Origin of the sequence: Bacillus sp. FJAT-18017, from assembly GCF_001278805.1 — a bacterium.
Taxonomy (GTDB): domain Bacteria; phylum Bacillota; class Bacilli; order Bacillales; family Cytobacillaceae; genus Bacillus_D.
On the sequence record NZ_CP012602.1, the window covers coordinates 4,378,311 to 4,394,032 of the forward strand.

Consider the following 15,722-nt stretch of genomic DNA (forward strand, 5'->3'; position numbering starts at 1 on the left):
AAATTTAAACATTCTGTTGTTTTTTTCTACTTTTGATAAAAAGTAATGCCATACCCACACCTAAAATGGCTGCAAAACCGATTAAATAAGGCGTTCTATTAAAGCTCTCCTCTTCCAATGAATACATTTCAGCTCCTCCACTACCAACCGGGATGCTGTATCCATCGCTATCGGAAGAAATAGATTGATTGTCGAGTAATCCTTGGAGGGATTTGTTTTCACCCAGCTTTTCAATAGGAATTTTGACAGTTTGGTCACTGGATGTATTATTGATTGCTATAATAGTTGTTTCGGCATTGTATTGTCTTTTAAAAATTGCCATGCCGTCTTTCTCGTGTAACTTTTCCAGGGTTCCTCTTGTAAGAGAAACACGTTCTTTCCTGAGTTCCCCAAGCCGGGAAATATAGTCAATCAGTCCATTTTCAACAGTGAAATCCATTTCCCTGCGGTTGTCCGGATCATTCGTCCCATCCAAGGCTATTTCGCTGCCGTAGTAGATGATTGGGATTCCAGGTGCTGTATACATATAGGTAAGCGCAAGCTTCCAGCGGGAAACCGGGTCTTCCTTTGCCAGCAATGCTTCTCGTGTAAAACGGACCATGTCATGATTATCAATGAATGTTCCCATCAGAAATGGGTCTTCATACAATACTTTGTTTCTTGCGGCTGTTGAAAAAAGCCAGTCCAGCGTCTGATCCGGTTTGGCAAATGCCTCCCGAAGCTGCTCGTGAAGCGGGAAATCAACGAACCCATCAATCCCGGCCTTATCATATTGGGCGATATAATTCGGATCATCCGTCCATACCTCGCCAATTAGATAGAAATCCTCTTTCTGTGCCTTTACCTCTTTTGAAAACTCTTCCCAGAAGCTGACGGGTACATGGCGGACCGTATCAAGGCGGTAGCCGTCTATCCCTGTTTCGGTAATCCACCATTTGGCCGCATCAAGCAAGTAGTTTTTTACAGCCGGATTATCTTGATTAAAATCCGGAAGATCATATAGCCAATTATTCTCAAGCTCCTCCTGGCTTTCCCAATTAACAATAGGTTTCTTGACATGGAACCAGCCTGCTTTATCAGGGTCGTTTTGCCATGGATGGCTTGGGCCGACATGGTTGACAACAAAATCAAGAATGATTTTGATATCACGCTTATGCGCTTCCTCTACCAGCTTCTTAAACTCACTAATCGTTCCGAAATGTTCATCGGTTTTGTAAAAATCATTAATCCAATAGCCATGGTAGCCACCGTCTTCATTATCAAAAACTGGTGTCAGCCAGATGGCTGTGAAACCCATATTCTTTATATAATCCAATTTGTCGATTATTCCTTTAAAGTCACCGCCATGATAAGCCTTTGGGTCATCAGGATTGGCATTAAAATCATTATTCGCATCACCGTTGCTGAACCTGTCAACCATCAGGAAGTAAATAGTCTCGTCCTGCCACTGCCTCTCAGCCTTTTCGGCAGCTTGAACCGGTAATGCACCAAGGGCAAAACAGATTGCCAATAGCAGAATTGCAGCTTTTTTCCCCATAGTGTTTCTCCTCTTTTTGCGCAACTTGTATGAACGTGAAATGCTTGGGAAATTCAAAGATCCTTGTTTTTTCATTCAGAAATATGCTTTAAAAAAGGGAAGGAGGCTTCCCCCCTTCCCTACGTGTTTTCCATTAAAGGTGCCGGGCAGCCTAACACTTATCGGCTAGCCTTATTACCCTTTTGTTCCGCCTGCTGTCAGGCCGGATACGAAGAAACGCTGGAAGGACAGGAACAATATCGCGATCGGTACCGCAATTAGTACAGCCCCGGCTGCAAATGTTGTAAACTCGGCGCCAAATTGCTTGGCAACCATGTCGTAAAGCCCAACAGCAAGGGTATATTTTGTTTCTGTCCTAAGCAGGATACTCGCGATGATAAAGTCACCGAATGGGGCAATAAAAGCGAAAAGAGCAACAACTGCAATAATTGGAGTTGCCAGCGGCATAACAATCTGGGCGAAAATTCTCATATGGCCCGCACCGTCAATTTTCGCTGATTCATCCAGCTCTTTCGGAATGGTGTCAAGATAGCCTTTCATCAACCAAGTATTCATTGGAATCTGTCCACCGGCATAGACCAGTACAAGCCCAAGATGTGTATCCAAAAGCCCTGTCAGCTGTGCCAGGATGAAGATAGCTATCAGTGCTGCAAAGTTTGGAATCATCTGCAGGACAAGGAAAGTCATTAAGCTGTTTTTCCTTCCGACAAACCGGTAGCGGGAGAACGAGTAGGCGGTAAAGCTGACAAGCACAACCGTAAGCACCATTGTCATTACACTAACCTTCAATGAATTCCAGTACCAGTACAGGTAATTGCTTTGACTTAGATCGAACAGCTCGCGATAGTGTGCAGTGGTCGCGTTTTTCGGGATAATCGATGATCCTGAAAGACTCTGGCCTGGATTGAAGGATGAACCGACAATCCATGCGAGCGGGTACAATATGATTGCAAACATAATTGCAACGACTAAATACGTTAGGGATAAACGGATTATTTTTTGTTTTTTCATATTCATAGCTACATCATATCCTCTTCCTGGAATGACTTCGTTTTCTTAAACTGCCATACTGCTACTGTAATGACAAGAATGGATAACAGAAGTGTAATGGCTGCCGCTTTTGAATACTGCGCTGATGTCATTGTCAGGCGGTAAATCCAAGAAATCAAAATATCGGTACCACCGGCATTCTGGCCTGTGATTGCAGGGCCTCCGCCATTGAACAGATAAATGATATTAAAGTTATTGAAATTAAACGTGTATTGCGTAATCAGAATAGGCGCGGTCGCAAACAATACAAGCGGAAGTGTGATGTTCCTAAACTTCTGCCAGATGGTTGCCCCATCAACAGTTGCCGCTTCGTACAGTTCGTTCGGGATAGCCTGGAGCACTCCGGTTGTCATTGCAAAGATGAATGGGAAGCCCAGCCATGTCTGGATCAGAATCAATGCGAGCCTGGTGAAGAATGGCTCAGTCATCCAAGGAACATTTTCGATTCCAAAGAATGCTAGAATATGAAGGTTGATTGTACCGAATGATTCATTGAACATACCCGCGAAAACGAGGATAGAAACGAAAGCAGGTACCGCCCAAGGCAAGATAAACACAGTACGAATGATTGCTTTGCCTTTCAAGTCCTTTTGGTTGATCAGAATTGCCAGGAAAATTCCCAATGCAACCTGGAAGGTCGTGGCAATGAATGTCCAGACAATCGTCCAGCCAAATACGGAGAAGAATGTCTGTCTCCAAATATCAACTTTGAAAATATCAAAAAAGTTTTTAAATCCTACCCAATCGACTAGCTTTGCAGGAGGCGAATGATAAAGGTCATAGTTTGTGAATGCAAGCAGCACGACAAAAATAATCGGGAAAATAACCACGAACACCAACAGCATAAATCCCGGTGACATAATCAGGTATGGGAAACCATTGTCGATCAGATTTTTGTATTGCTCCCTGAATGTGCTGATCGGTTCATTTTGATCCCGTCTTTTTCCTATTTTATAAGCATCATTCAGGTTGAAGATATAAAAGGCTAGCCCGAAAACGGTAACAATAATGGCAAGGATGCCATAAACCATATAAAATATCGAATGATGTTCAAATGGAATTTCGCCGAGAGTGAAAATCCCCCAAAAACCGTAATTCAGTAAATTTCCGAATACAATAAAGAATGATGCTGCCAGGATAAGGAAAGCACTTCCCTTAAGGGCCTGTTTATTGTAAAACTGGCCTAACCCCGGAATAATTGATAATAGTAGTGCGTTTTTGCGGTGCTTGGTTGAATAGGAATCAGACATCCTCTATTCCCCTTTCTTTTTCTCTAAGGCAATGTTAAACGACTTTGTATAATGTTTGATTTCCGCTCCAGGCGCTTCGCTTTCCACGGGCGGCCTGGGAGCCTCCTCGGCGCGAGCGCCTGTGGGGTCTCCCACTGACCTTTTTTCCCGTAGGAGTCTTCGCGCCTTCCGCTTCAATCAACTCTGTAAAAATAAAAATCCCATATAACATAACCTTCTCTAATTACTGCTTACTAGACTTGAATCTTCGTAGTAAAGACTCAAGCTCTGCCGAAGTGGCTTTCTGGTGATTTTCCTGCGGGCAAGGCCAACCCGGGGCGTCCAAACTGTTTTCAAGTTCAGAGGCTTGTTCAGAAAAAGAAGTTACTTCTTTTTCTCAACAAGCAGCTGAGGAATATTCTGGGATTGCTATTTTCTTAAAAAGATAGCAGTATCCCCTTGCAAGGGGATACCGCTATTCTGCTAAAAACATTACTTAGAGTGATTAGCCTCAATGTTTTTGTTGATTTGGTCAACTGCAGACTTCATTGCAGCGTCTGGCTTACTCTTGCCAGTTGCGATTGTTTGAAGTGCATCAGCCATTGGCTTCCAAACTTCTCCCATTTCCGGAATGTTTGGCATTGGGATAGCAACTTGTGTTTGAAGGGCAACAGCTTGTGCACCCGGGTCATTCTTAATTGCTTCATCTTCAACAAGCGCTACGTTTGTTGGAACTTCGGCAGTTTGTTCAAAACGGTATTTTGCATTTTCATCGTTCGTGATGAACTCAAGGAATTTAGTTGCATACTCTTTGTTTTTGGAGTGGGCAGATACGTGCCAGCCTTTAACGCCCATGAATGTAGTCATAGGAGTTCCATCAGCAAACTTTGGCAGTGGAGCAATACCGATATCAATGCCTGCATCCTTATAAGGGCCGAACGACCAAGGTCCGTTCATAACCGCATAAGCATTTCCATCCTGGAACAATCCATCCATTGCAGAACCGCCGGACTCACCAACGATACCTGCAGGGAATAGCTTTTCAGAATACCATTTAGAGATATACTCGGCACCTTTGATTGCGCCTTCGTTAGCAAGGCCTACATCCTTAGGGTCAAGAGTGCCATTGTTGTCATTAAATACATAACCGCCGTTGCCGCCGATTACAGCATGTGCAAAGTAGTAGTTATCCCAAAGAGCTAGGAAACCGTACTTGCCGCCTTTAGTGTTTGCTTTTGCAAAATCATAAAGATCTTCCATTGTTGCAGGAACTTCAGTCATAAGCGCTTTATTGTAAACGAGAACTGGTGTTTCAGCTGATTTTGGCAGTCCATAAAGTTTGCCATCATATGTTTGGGCAGCAATGGATGATTCAGAGAAAGTTCCCTTTACAGCATCACTGACTTCAAGTGGGGCAATGAGGCCTTCAGTAGCTACCTGGCCGATTTGGTCATGCGGAAGAGTCACGATGTCCGGGCCAGTTCCAGCAGGGCCGTCAAGGCGAAGCTGGTCACGCATTTTAGTTGCCATCTCTACTTCTTTGAATTCAATCTTAACGCCTTCTTTTGCTTCGAAATCTGCAGCTACCTTTTTAAGCCAGCCGGATTTATCTTTATCTTCCCAAACAACTAGCTTTTCAGGCTTTTCAGATGCTTCTTCCTTCTTCTTGCCAGTGTCTGTGCCTCCGGTTGATTCTTTAGGTCCGCAAGCTGCTAGGGCGCCGAGAACAAGAACAACCATTAAAAGCATGGATAAAGCTTTTTTCATTTGAACCCCTCCTGGAATTTCTTCCTATGTTTTAATAGATTGTCCAACCATTTTCTCAGGGATAGAATTAAAACGGTTACATTTAGTGAAAACGATTGCACAACTTATTTTTAATTATAGAGCATTTGGACGATTTGACAACTAATTTTTTTAAAAAATGTTATCTTTTTACTATAGTTAGAATATTCATTTTAATTTTGTAATAGTATAAACTCACTATTAACAGGAACTTTTTTTCAAATTCAATATAAATCATCAGGCTACCAAGCACAAAATGCATCACATATTGTTAGGCACGCGATTGCACAAAATTTTTAAATCTTGAATACAATTTATCTATTATACTAACGAAAGCGATGCTGTATTACTAAGTGATATAAATAAAGGGCGACCCTCCTGGATCGCCCCCACCTTGCTGTATTGATTATTCCTGATTAATTTTCTTCCTGCTCCGTTTTGCAAGGATAATTAAAAACACCGCAAATCCTATCCAGACAAGTGCAACAGAACCCATCAAGGCCAAATTCAGTCCTTGCTTTTCAGACAGGGCATATACTTCACTTTCCTCACGGTCAAGAATAAGCGTATAGCCTTCATCGCTTCCTTCCGACTCATCGCCCTTCAGCAAGCCTCTCAGCTCCATTCCCTCACTTTTAACCTGATCGGGTGAAAGCTTTATTTCCCTGGTTTTACTCGAGTTATTTATGGCAATGATCGTTGTTTCATCCTCAAATACTCTTTTGAAAACAGCGATTCCATCCTGCTCATACAGCTTTTCCATTGTCCCTCTAGTAAGCGAAGGCAGCATTTGCCGCAAATCACTCAATTTACCGATGTGGTCTATCAATTCTTTGTCAGACCGGAAATTCATTAGCTTCCGATTGTCCGGTGCCTCTCCCCCATCAAGGGCGATTTCACTCCCATAGTAGACAATCGGAATGCCCGGTGTTGTATACATATACGTGAGCGCCTGCTTCCAGGGAGTGCCCGGGAAGATATTATTTGAAATGATTTCCCTTGTAAACCTGACTGTATCCTGATGATCCATGAAGGTCCCAGTCTCATAAGGATTATCGCTGTTGCCTTGAGCTTTTTCCCATTTTGTAAAAATACCGCCTAGGTCCCCATCAGGCTGTGAGAACGCCTTCCTAATTTCATTAAAGGAAGTATAGTCATAGTATCCATTAAAACCAGCATTTCTGTATTCTTTAAGAAGTTCAGAGTCCGATGTACCAAAATCGGCAATCAGGTAGACATTCTCCTTTTCAGTCTTTACCGCTTTTGAAAACTCACTCCAGAAGTCAGCGGGTACTTTATCAGCAGAACTTAACCGGTAACCGTCAATATCCGTTTCGGAAATCCACCACTTCCCAGCATCAATCAAGTAAGCTTGAACATCTGGATTTTCATGGGCCAGGTCAGGAAGGCCATCCTGCCAGCCATTCAACTGCTGTTGCCGGCTGCCATCGCTTCCCGCCTCTTGTTCAGCATGAAACCAGTCTTGCCCTTTTTCCTGAACAAGCTTGCTGTTTTTGCCAACATTGTTTGCCGGAAAATCAATTATTACTTTCATATCGAGGCTATGTGCCTCGCTGACAAGCTCTTTAAACTTTTTTACAGAACCGAAATGCTCTTCCGTTTTAAAATAATCGTCCACCCAATAACCGTGGTAGCCATTTTCCACATTATCAAAAATCGGTGAGAGCATAATGGCTGTAAATCCCATATCCTTTATGTAGCCAAGACGATCAATAATTCCCTGGAAGTCGCCTCCGTTATAAGCGAGGGGATCTTTTGCATTTATGCCAGCAGTATCCTTGCTGCTATTGTTAAAGCGGTCTATCATAATCGAATATACCATTTCGTCCTGCCAAAGCCTTTCTTCTCTTTCCATTCCTTGTACCGGCAATGCCCATATAAGCAGAAACGGTATCAGGAAGCATGCCGCCATTTTGCCTTTCATGTGTCCATCCCCTTATTTTCAGGCAGTTGAACTGCCAATATTTATTAAAAAAGGTCTTATTCTCCCATAGTATTTTACCATACTATGAACCTTTGTCACTTTCGCTTAAAATTGATTTTTCTAAAGCCGTTTAGTACCCTAAATCTATTGGTAATAAGTATGTAGTTTAATTGAAGGGAGCAAAGCGCTTGTTTAGAGAAGCTATTTACCACCGACCGCTTGATAATTATGCCTACCTGTCAAAGGAAGACGAATTGCATCTCCGCTTGAGAACAAAAAAACAGGATGTTGATTCAGTTACACTCGTCCACGGTGACCCATATGAGTTTGAGGGCAAAACGTGGATTTTTGAAGAAACTGAAATGGAGAAAACGGGAACTGATGCCTTATATGATTATTGGTTTATATCTGTAAAGCCTCCGCTTCGAAGAGTGCGGTATGGCTTTAAAATCCAAAGTGGGGATGAAACAATCCTATATGGGGAACGCGGTTTTGCTGAGGATATCCCAGCTGATATCGGATTCCTTTTTGCTATTCCCTTTATGCATCCATCCGCATTATTCCAGGCACCTGAATGGGTGAAGGATACGGTTTGGTATCAAATCTTTCCGGAACGTTTTGCTAATGGTGATCCTGATAACGATCCGGAAGGTGCACTAGCTTGGGGCAGCGCAGAGCCCGAGCGAGATAATTTCTTTGGCGGGGACCTTCAGGGAGTCATTGACCATATCGGCTATTTGAAGGAACTTGGTATCACCGGAGTTTATTTCACGCCAATTTTTAAAGCGTTCTCAAACCACAAATATGACACGATTGATTACTTGGAAATTGACCCTGCTTTCGGGACAAAGGAAACGTTGAAGGAGCTTGTACGGGTATGCCACGAAAATGGAATTAAGGTTATGCTTGATGCCGTTTTCAACCACAGCGGCTTCTACTTCCCGCAATTTCAGGATGTTCTTGAAAAAGGCGAGAAATCAAAATATAAGGATTGGTTCCACCTGTGGGAGTTCCCTGTAAAAACAAAACCACTTCCTAATTATGATACATTTGGCTTTGTAGCGGAAATGCCCAAATTGAATACTGAAAATCCCGAGGTATCCGATTATTTGTTAAAAGTAGGCCGATACTGGATCGAAGAGTTCGATATCGACGGCTGGAGACTTGATGTCGCTAATGAAGTCAGCCCAGAATTTTGGAAGCTATTCAACAAGGAAGTTAAAAAAATTAAACCGGACTTGTATGTACTTGGAGAAATCTGGCATGATTCAATGCCGTGGCTTCGCGGCGGCCAATTCGATGCTGTCATGAATTATCCTTTTACAATGAACGTTCTCGACCTTTTTGCAAAAGAAGCGATTACTCCAAAACAATTCGTGGAAGCCATGACTTCAGTCCTCCATATGTATCCAGAGAATGTTAATGCAGTTGCGTTCAACCTGATTGGCAGCCACGATACACCAAGGATCCTTACGGAATGCGGCGGGGACATGGAGAAAGTAAAGCAGATTTTTACAATTCTCTTAACCTTTAATGGCACCCCTTGCATTTATTATGGTGATGAAATCGGGATGGATGGCGAGCAGGATCCTGGCTGCCGGAAATGCATGGAGTGGGATGAAGATAACCAGAATACTGAGCTTTTCGAGCATGTCCGAAAGCTGATTGCGCTAAGGAAGAAAGAACCGTTGCTAGCAAATGGAGGCACCCTTCATTTCATTTCTGCAGATGCTGATGATCAGTGCCTTGCCTACAAACGCTCTGATGATCAAGCAACTATTCTGGTTGTGTTGAACGCAACAGATAAGCCTGCCAAATACTCGCTTCCTGAAGAATTTGCTGACAGGGCTGCTGTCGATTTGTGGACAGAAAAAGAAGTTGCTACCGAGGAAAATGGCAGCAGCCAGCTTGAACTGGACAGCATGGGATTTGCGATTATTAAATTCTCATAAATTGAACCTTCCATCAGTAGGACTATTGTCCATTCCCTACTGATGTACTACTCTAGCTTTTACAGTGAGTTTGCTAGTGAGTCTCCGAGTAGCACTAGTGATTAGTTGCCATGTTCAACATGCATCTAGTAAAAAAGAGTACCTTCGGGAAATAGCACTTTTAGTACTACTAGTTTTCCAGTGGGTTCCTTTGAATAGGATAAATCACAAACGCCAACCGTTTCGGTTGGCGTTTGAATATTTCCTCGGAAATTGTTGAAAATTAGCATTCTACTACATTTACATTATACTTCTTGAACCAGGAATGCATCTGGACGAAGTGAGCCAGCAGCTGCGGGCCTGCCATCAATTGGCCGAAGAATGGTTCCGTAAAAGAATTACCCCCGCTCTCTACCAAATCCTTAAGCTGTTTTTTATCAAAAAATTCATATAAAGCAGATGACCTGTCGGAAAGAGCTTCATTTGCAAGTTTTTGGACAGCCTCTGTATATGCCGGATGATGCGTCTTTGGATATGGACTCTTTTTCCGATAAAGGACATCAGCGGGGAGAATTCCGTCCATTGCCTTCCGAAGGATTCCCTTCTCACGATTGCCATGCATTTTCATTTCCCACGGGATGTTCCATACATATTCCACCAGCCGATGGTCCGCAAATGGAACACGCACTTCAAGGCTCGCTCCCATACTCATCCGATCCTTCCTGTCGAGCAGCGCTGTCATGAACCAGACCATATTCAGGTAAAATAATTGCCGCCTCCTCGCATCCTCCTTGCTTTCTCCTTCAAGTGCCGGCGTTTCCTTGACAGTATCCAAATACCTTTCCATTAAATAATCATTGATTTTCAACTTTTTCCGCCAACCTTCTTTTAGGAGCGAAAGCCTCATCTCGGTTGAGCGCATCCATGGAAATCCTTCGCGCTCAAAGTCTGCTTTTCGATGGAACCAGGGGTACCCGCCAAAAATCTCATCTGCACATTCCCCCGACAAACTTACGGTGTACTCTTTCTTTATCTCACGGCAAAACCATAGCAATGATGAATCAATATCCGCCATTCCTGGGAGGTCACGGACCTCCATTGCCTCTTTTAGCTCTTCTGCTAATTGTTTCTGGGAAATGATGCTCTTAACATGCTGTGTCTGAAAGGAGCTGCTCATCAGGTTAATCCAGAACTCGTCAGAATCGGGCTGAAATTCATTGGATGCAAAGAAATACTGATTGTCTTCATAGTCAATCGAAAAAGTTCGGAGCGGGGCAAGATTTGTTCCTTGATACTCGTTGGCAGCAATTGCGGTAATGATGCTTGAGTCAAGCCCTCCGGAGAGGAACGTGCAAAGCGGCACATCGGACACAAGCTGCCGTTTCACGGCATCATCAACAAGAAAACTCACCTTTTCCGCAGTTTCATCCAAACTTTCCGAATGCGTTTGGCTTTTCACATTCCAGTACCGCCAAAGCTTCAAGCCGTTCCGGGAATATGTGAGCGCGTGGCCGGGCCGCAGCTCCTTGATTCCCTTGAATACGCCCGCACCCGGCGTTCTGGATGGAGCCATACCAAATAGTTCAGCAAGCCCTTCCCGATCCAGTTCTGCTTTCATCTCGGGATGAGCGAGCAGAGCCTTAAGCTCAGAGCCGAAAATAAAGCCCTGCTTTTCACTATAAAATGCTGGCTTCACTCCCAGCCTGTCACGTGCAAAAAATAATTTTTCCGCGGCGCTGTCCCAAACTCCAAAGGCAAATATTCCATTCAGCCTGTCAACGCACTCTTCTTTCCACTCCATATAAGAAGCAAGCAGCACTTCTGTATCAGAATGGCCACTAAAAGAATATCCTTTAAGGAGGAGTTCTCTACGCAAATCTTCTGTGTTGTAAAGTTCACCATTGTAGCAAATTGTATAGGTGCCACCAGCGCCTTTTTTGGTCATCGGCTGCCTGCCACCAACGAGATCCACTACCGCGAGGCGCTTATGGCCAAATCCGGCGTGGCGATCGGTCCAAATATTTGTGTCATCCGGACCTCGTTTTGATAATGTATCTGTCATTTTTTCAAGAATTATTTTCTCTTTTTCCATATCCCGACGAAAATCAACCCAGCCGGCAATCCCGCACATACTTCCACTCCTCCGCCACGGTTCCCTAATTAAGCCATTGGGAACTCGGATTCACTCTATCTTCAATCTATTTTTGAGTGGTTATAGTGTATGCAGGTTTTAAAGATGGGTTAATTGTCCCGGGAATTATTAAAAGGAGTTATAAAAGGGAGTGTTTATGTCTACAAAGGAAATAGCACCATTCACGGAGGTAAAGTGATGAATCGACAGCAGCGCGAAAAAATATACGAAGACCAGGAAAGAGCCTATACCGAAGGGTCAGTTGAACAAATAAATGGCCAATGGGTGTTTTTTGATGAAGAAACGGAAGAAGCCTCGCTGCTTGATGACTATCTGCTTCAGGAAGTGGAAGTATTGAAATTGAACCGTTGGAAAAAAGGGTTATTGGTTGAGCCAGGTAAAATTACGTTCAATGACGATAGCCTGTTGCTCCGCGACCATGACCAGATCAGGGTGAGGAAGCATTTAATCTATTCACTTGAAAGACTGCTCGAACAAATTAATGACGACGCATTCTTCCAATTTATCACTACTCTCAACTCACTTAACTTTTCTATCTTTGATTGCCTGTATTGCTATAACCACCTGAATTTTTTAAATGACCAAACCAAACGGAATGGCGTCAATATTATGATTTTTGATAATCAGGACGAGATTTGCAGTGTCCAGCATCATTTCACCTATTATGAAAAGGAAAGTGACCGGTTCGAGTTTACCCTCAACACCGGAAAAAGGCTTATAATTGAAAAGCTTGCATCCCCATAGGAATCTTCCTGGAAACACAAAAAGCTGCCGAATGGCAGCTTTTTGATTTCATCGAATTACATTGGGAGGTTATATCCCAAAAGTAAAACAAGCACAAATGCAATCAAAAATTGAATCCAAAGAACCTTGGCTTCTTGCTTTTTGCCTGTCTTAATTAGCAACATTTCCATGCTAGCAATGACCCAAAGCCCGACTGCTGTTTTAAGGATATAAAGAAGTCCAATTTTGGTTACTGAGAATAAGAGCATGAATCCAGTAATTAGGATAAGAATATATACTACCCTTAAAATCATATGGGTAATTTTTGCTCCCTTTTCTTTTCCACCTTTATACAGGTAAAGCGCAACGAAAAATAAAATCGCACCTAGAACCCACGTTGTAATATGAGCGTGTGTCAAACCGTTTCCCTCCTCTATCTATTTCGCACTTATCATACCATAGCCACAGTGTAAATCCTAAAAATTAAGAGAAATTTAATAACTATATGACTACTAAGATACAGTGTTTTTCAATACCCCGATTCCTTCTATTGTAATCTCAATTGTATCTCCAGACTTAAGGAACTTAGGCGGCTTGAAGCCTTTACCAACACCAGCTGGCGTGCCTGTCGCAATGATGTCCCCAGGTTCAAGTGTCATCCCCTTCGAAAGATCCGCAATCAGCTGTTCAATCGGGAAAATCAAATGCTTTGTGTTGGAATCCTGTCTTATTTCTCCGTTTACCTTTGTCTGTATATCGAGGTTCCCATGATGAGGAATTTCATCCTTCGTAACAATCCATGGTCCCATTGGAGCTGAACCGTCGAGCCCTTTCCCAAGAAAGTACTGCTTATGCCGACTTTGCAAGTCGCGGGCTGTGACATCGTTCAAAATTGTATAGCCGAATACATAGTCCATTGCATCTTCCTTTGCAATTCCCGTTCCCTTTTTACCGATAATGACAGCCAGTTCCCCTTCATAATCAAGCTGGTCAGTAATTTCTGAATGAGATGGGATTCCTTTATCAGGTCCAATAACTGCTGTTGGAGGCTTTGTAAACACCATGACATGCTCCGGTATATCATCCGCGCTTCCCATTTCAATCGCATGCTCGGCATAGTTCTTGCCAATGCAAATGATATTCTTGGCTGGCCGTGTTATTGGGGCAAGAAGTTCAACGTCGCTAATTGGAATCCAAAGCGCCTTCGCTTCCTCCACACTTTCAGCCCACTGCGCGAAGGACTGTGCTTTTTCGAAAAAAGCAGTTCCTTCTAAGCAACCTATGAGTGTGGGCGGAAACTCTACTCCTCTAGATGATGCCTCCTTAAGGGGCAAAACAGCCTGCCCATCCCCGCTAACCAAAACGGCAAGCTTTTCTTTCTTATGTATTACTGTTCCAAGTTTCATTCATTATCGCTCCTTCCATCCACTTTATTTAAGTATACAAAAAGAGCCCCTCCAGCAAAAAGGAAAGGGCTTGCATGTTTTTAAAAACCATTTAAAAACGAGATAACTACTGGTCCCAGAAGGACGATAAACAAACTTGGGAATATAAACAAAACTAGCGGGAACAACATTTTTATTGGGGCCTTCATGGCAGCCTCTTCTGCCCTTTGTTTTCTCTGCTCCCGCACCTCGACAGATTGGGCACGTAGGACCTGGACCATTCCTATCCCAAGTTTTTCAGCTTGGACAATGCTACTAATGAAGTTCTTTACTGAATCGACCCCTTCAAGTCTATCGCGGATTCCTCCCAGAGCTTCTCTTCTTACCTTACCTAGGCGCATCTCTTCTAATGACCTTTGGAATTCATCGGAGAGAACTCCACTCCTTTTAGAAACGAGTTTGGCAACTGCGGCATCAAAACCAAGTCCCGCTTCAAGACTGACCGTCAAAAGGTCAAGCGTGTCAGGCAGCTCCTTTAGCGCTAGCTTCTCACGAGTTTTCGTTTTTTGTTTTAAATAGAAATGGGGCATAATTCCACCAAGTAACACCCCTGTAAGGACTGCAACAAAAATGGAGGATGAAGTAAGATTTATTAGCAGACCATAGCCGGCAAATGCAAGTGGGAATCCGATGCTGCAAGCTGCCTGTAACAGCCTGAAGTCCACAGGTGTCATTCCGAATGGATTGCCTGCCCTTTGGAGCTTCATTTCTATTTTAGCTTCTTTCTCACCAGGCATTCTCTTTTTGAAGCTTTTTTTAAAGTCATTTAATACGGGCTTAAGGAATCTATGATAAAAGGAATGCTGCTCCTCCTTAGCCGGAATGGATTCTATCGTTTCTTCGATCCCAGTGAGATAGTGTGCAACCCGTTTGTCTAACTGTTCTTTTTTCTTGGATTTTAAGGTGAGAATACTGTATGCCAAGAGGCTAACTGTCATGAAAAATGTAAGGTAAATCAACTCTTACACCTCAATTTGCGTAATTTTATTAATAACGATTAGACCAATTCCGCACGAGATGATGCCTGCCGCTACCATTCCGAGTCCTATCGGATGTTTGAACATTGGTCCGATATAGCCAGGGTCTATTAAAAAAAGAGCTCCACCTAACAGGAATGGCAGCAAGCCAATAACCATCCCTGACATCCGGCCCTGTGCTGTCAGTGTTTTGATTTGGCGCTGAATTTGCGTCCTGTCCCTGATTGTCTCAACTATTTTCTCCAAAACTGTGGCAAGGTTTCCGCCAACCTGACGCTGAATCAGGATAGCTTGAATCATTAAATCCAAATCATCGCTCGGCATCCGTTCCTTTAACTCATTCAATGCCTCTTCAATGCTGCTTCCATACTGCATTGATTTAATAACCAATTCAATTTCTTCCTTAATAGGTGACGATGATTCCTCTGCAACAGATTTAAGTGCCTGAGGGAAACTAAAGCCTGCCCTTAGCGAGCCAATAATCGTGGTTATCATGTCGGAGAGGCCATCATTAAATTTTTCAGTCCGCTCTTTTTCTTTTTTCTTTATGATAAATCCTGGCAACAAATATCCGGTTAAAGCACCAGGAATAAACCATATCCATTGTTCAAAAAGCAGAAATAGGAAAAAGCCTCCGAAAGCAGTTGTTATTAACTGAAAAGCCACAAACTCATCCGGCTTGAGGGGGACCCCAGACCTGGCAAGCATAGTTTCCAGTTTGTTTGTTTTCTGTTTTGTAACGAACTTCTTAGTGAGATTCTTTCTTGCTGCAGCGTACCGTGCAAATAAATTCATTTCATCATTGCTAATTTCAATTTCTTCAGCCCCAGCCAAATATCGCTGCATTCTTTTTTCTATTCTTTGGTTCCGAAAGAAGATTAATTGAAAAATTCCATAAAAAACAATAAAAGAAGTAAATAGAATCAGTACAAGAAGTATAGCCTTCAT

At 43.0% G+C, this 15,722-nt stretch carries 12 protein-coding genes; 2 read left to right on the forward strand and 10 right to left on the reverse strand.

Going from position 1 to position 15,722, the window contains the following annotated elements:
* Positions 1 to 4: 4 nt before the first annotated feature.
* From AM500_RS20435 to AM500_RS20455, 5 genes are all read right to left on the reverse strand, one after another.
* A complete protein-coding gene (locus tag AM500_RS20435) occupies positions 5 to 1,537 on the reverse strand; it encodes an alpha-amylase family glycosyl hydrolase (RefSeq protein WP_053600885.1) in 1,533 nt (510 codons plus the stop codon).
* 174 nt (positions 1,538 to 1,711) lie between these two features.
* The gene (locus AM500_RS20440; RefSeq protein WP_053600886.1) at positions 1,712 to 2,554 is read right to left on the reverse strand and encodes a sugar ABC transporter permease; all 843 of its coding nucleotides are present in this window, start codon (positions 2,552 to 2,554) and stop codon (positions 1,712 to 1,714) included.
* 2 nt (positions 2,555 to 2,556) lie between these two features.
* Positions 2,557 to 3,837 (reverse strand): carbohydrate ABC transporter permease, encoded by a 1,281-nt coding sequence (locus AM500_RS20445; RefSeq protein ID WP_053600887.1) that lies wholly within the window; start codon positions 3,835 to 3,837, stop codon positions 2,557 to 2,559.
* A gap of 471 nt (positions 3,838 to 4,308) precedes the next feature.
* The gene (locus tag AM500_RS20450) at positions 4,309 to 5,583 is read right to left on the reverse strand and encodes a sugar ABC transporter substrate-binding protein (protein WP_053600888.1); all 1,275 of its coding nucleotides are present in this window, start codon (positions 5,581 to 5,583) and stop codon (positions 4,309 to 4,311) included.
* A gap of 424 nt (positions 5,584 to 6,007) precedes the next feature.
* The gene (locus AM500_RS20455) at positions 6,008 to 7,546 is read right to left on the reverse strand and encodes an alpha-amylase family glycosyl hydrolase (RefSeq protein WP_053600889.1); all 1,539 of its coding nucleotides are present in this window, start codon (positions 7,544 to 7,546) and stop codon (positions 6,008 to 6,010) included.
* Between the two features lie 188 nt (positions 7,547 to 7,734).
* Here AM500_RS20455 and AM500_RS20460 point away from each other — a divergent pair, with 188 nt between their 5' ends.
* Positions 7,735 to 9,498, forward strand: a complete 1,764-nt coding sequence (locus tag AM500_RS20460) for an alpha-glycosidase (protein WP_053600890.1) — start codon at positions 7,735 to 7,737, stop codon at positions 9,496 to 9,498.
* 262 nt (positions 9,499 to 9,760) lie between these two features.
* On the opposite strand, the gene asnB is transcribed toward AM500_RS20460, so the two are convergent.
* Positions 9,761 to 11,608, reverse strand: coding sequence for an asparagine synthase (glutamine-hydrolyzing) (gene asnB / locus AM500_RS20465; protein ID WP_053600891.1), 1,848 nt, complete (start codon positions 11,606 to 11,608; stop codon positions 9,761 to 9,763).
* Between the two features lie 198 nt (positions 11,609 to 11,806).
* Between asnB and AM500_RS20470 the strand changes: the two genes are divergently transcribed.
* Positions 11,807 to 12,373, forward strand: coding sequence for a DUF2777 domain-containing protein (locus AM500_RS20470; RefSeq protein ID WP_053600892.1), 567 nt, complete (start codon positions 11,807 to 11,809; stop codon positions 12,371 to 12,373).
* Between the two features lie 56 nt (positions 12,374 to 12,429).
* Here the strand turns inward: AM500_RS20470 and AM500_RS20475 are convergent, their stop codons facing one another.
* The 4 genes from AM500_RS20475 to AM500_RS20490 all read right to left on the reverse strand — a co-directional run bounded on the left by AM500_RS20475 (position 12,430) and on the right by AM500_RS20490 (position 15,722).
* On the reverse strand, positions 12,430 to 12,771 hold the full coding sequence (locus AM500_RS20475; protein ID WP_053600893.1) for a YisL family protein: 342 nt from the start codon (positions 12,769 to 12,771) through the stop codon (positions 12,430 to 12,432).
* Positions 12,772 to 12,864: 93 nt separating this feature from the next.
* Positions 12,865 to 13,758, reverse strand: a complete 894-nt coding sequence (locus AM500_RS20480) for a fumarylacetoacetate hydrolase family protein (protein ID WP_053600894.1) — start codon at positions 13,756 to 13,758, stop codon at positions 12,865 to 12,867.
* 80 nt (positions 13,759 to 13,838) lie between these two features.
* Positions 13,839 to 14,756 (reverse strand): type II secretion system F family protein, encoded by a 918-nt coding sequence (locus AM500_RS20485; protein WP_053600895.1) that lies wholly within the window; start codon positions 14,754 to 14,756, stop codon positions 13,839 to 13,841.
* 3 nt (positions 14,757 to 14,759) lie between these two features.
* Complete coding sequence (locus tag AM500_RS20490; protein WP_053600896.1) at positions 14,760 to 15,722, reverse strand: type II secretion system F family protein; 963 nt, start codon at positions 15,720 to 15,722, stop codon at positions 14,760 to 14,762.

Bases quoted from the DNA above. Each gene is read 5' to 3' on its own strand.
- AM500_RS20440 (WP_053600886.1), bottom strand. From the start codon at position 2,554: ATGAATATGAAAAAACAAAAAATAATCCGTTTATCCCTAACGTATTTA.
- AM500_RS20445 (WP_053600887.1), bottom strand. From the start codon at position 3,837: ATGTCTGATTCCTATTCAACCAAGCACCGCAAAAACGCACTACTATTA.
- AM500_RS20490 (WP_053600896.1), bottom strand. From the start codon at position 15,722: ATGAAGGCTATACTTCTTGTACTGATTCTATTTACTTCTTTTATTGTT.
- AM500_RS20450 (WP_053600888.1), bottom strand. From the start codon at position 5,583: ATGAAAAAAGCTTTATCCATGCTTTTAATGGTTGTTCTTGTTCTCGGC.
- asnB (WP_053600891.1), bottom strand. From the start codon at position 11,608: ATGTGCGGGATTGCCGGCTGGGTTGATTTTCGTCGGGATATGGAAAAA.
- AM500_RS20470 (WP_053600892.1), top strand. From the start codon at position 11,807: ATGAATCGACAGCAGCGCGAAAAAATATACGAAGACCAGGAAAGAGCC.
- AM500_RS20480 (WP_053600894.1), bottom strand. From the start codon at position 13,758: ATGAAACTTGGAACAGTAATACATAAGAAAGAAAAGCTTGCCGTTTTG.
- AM500_RS20455 (WP_053600889.1), bottom strand. From the start codon at position 7,546: ATGAAAGGCAAAATGGCGGCATGCTTCCTGATACCGTTTCTGCTTATA.
- AM500_RS20435 (WP_053600885.1), bottom strand. From the start codon at position 1,537: ATGGGGAAAAAAGCTGCAATTCTGCTATTGGCAATCTGTTTTGCCCTT.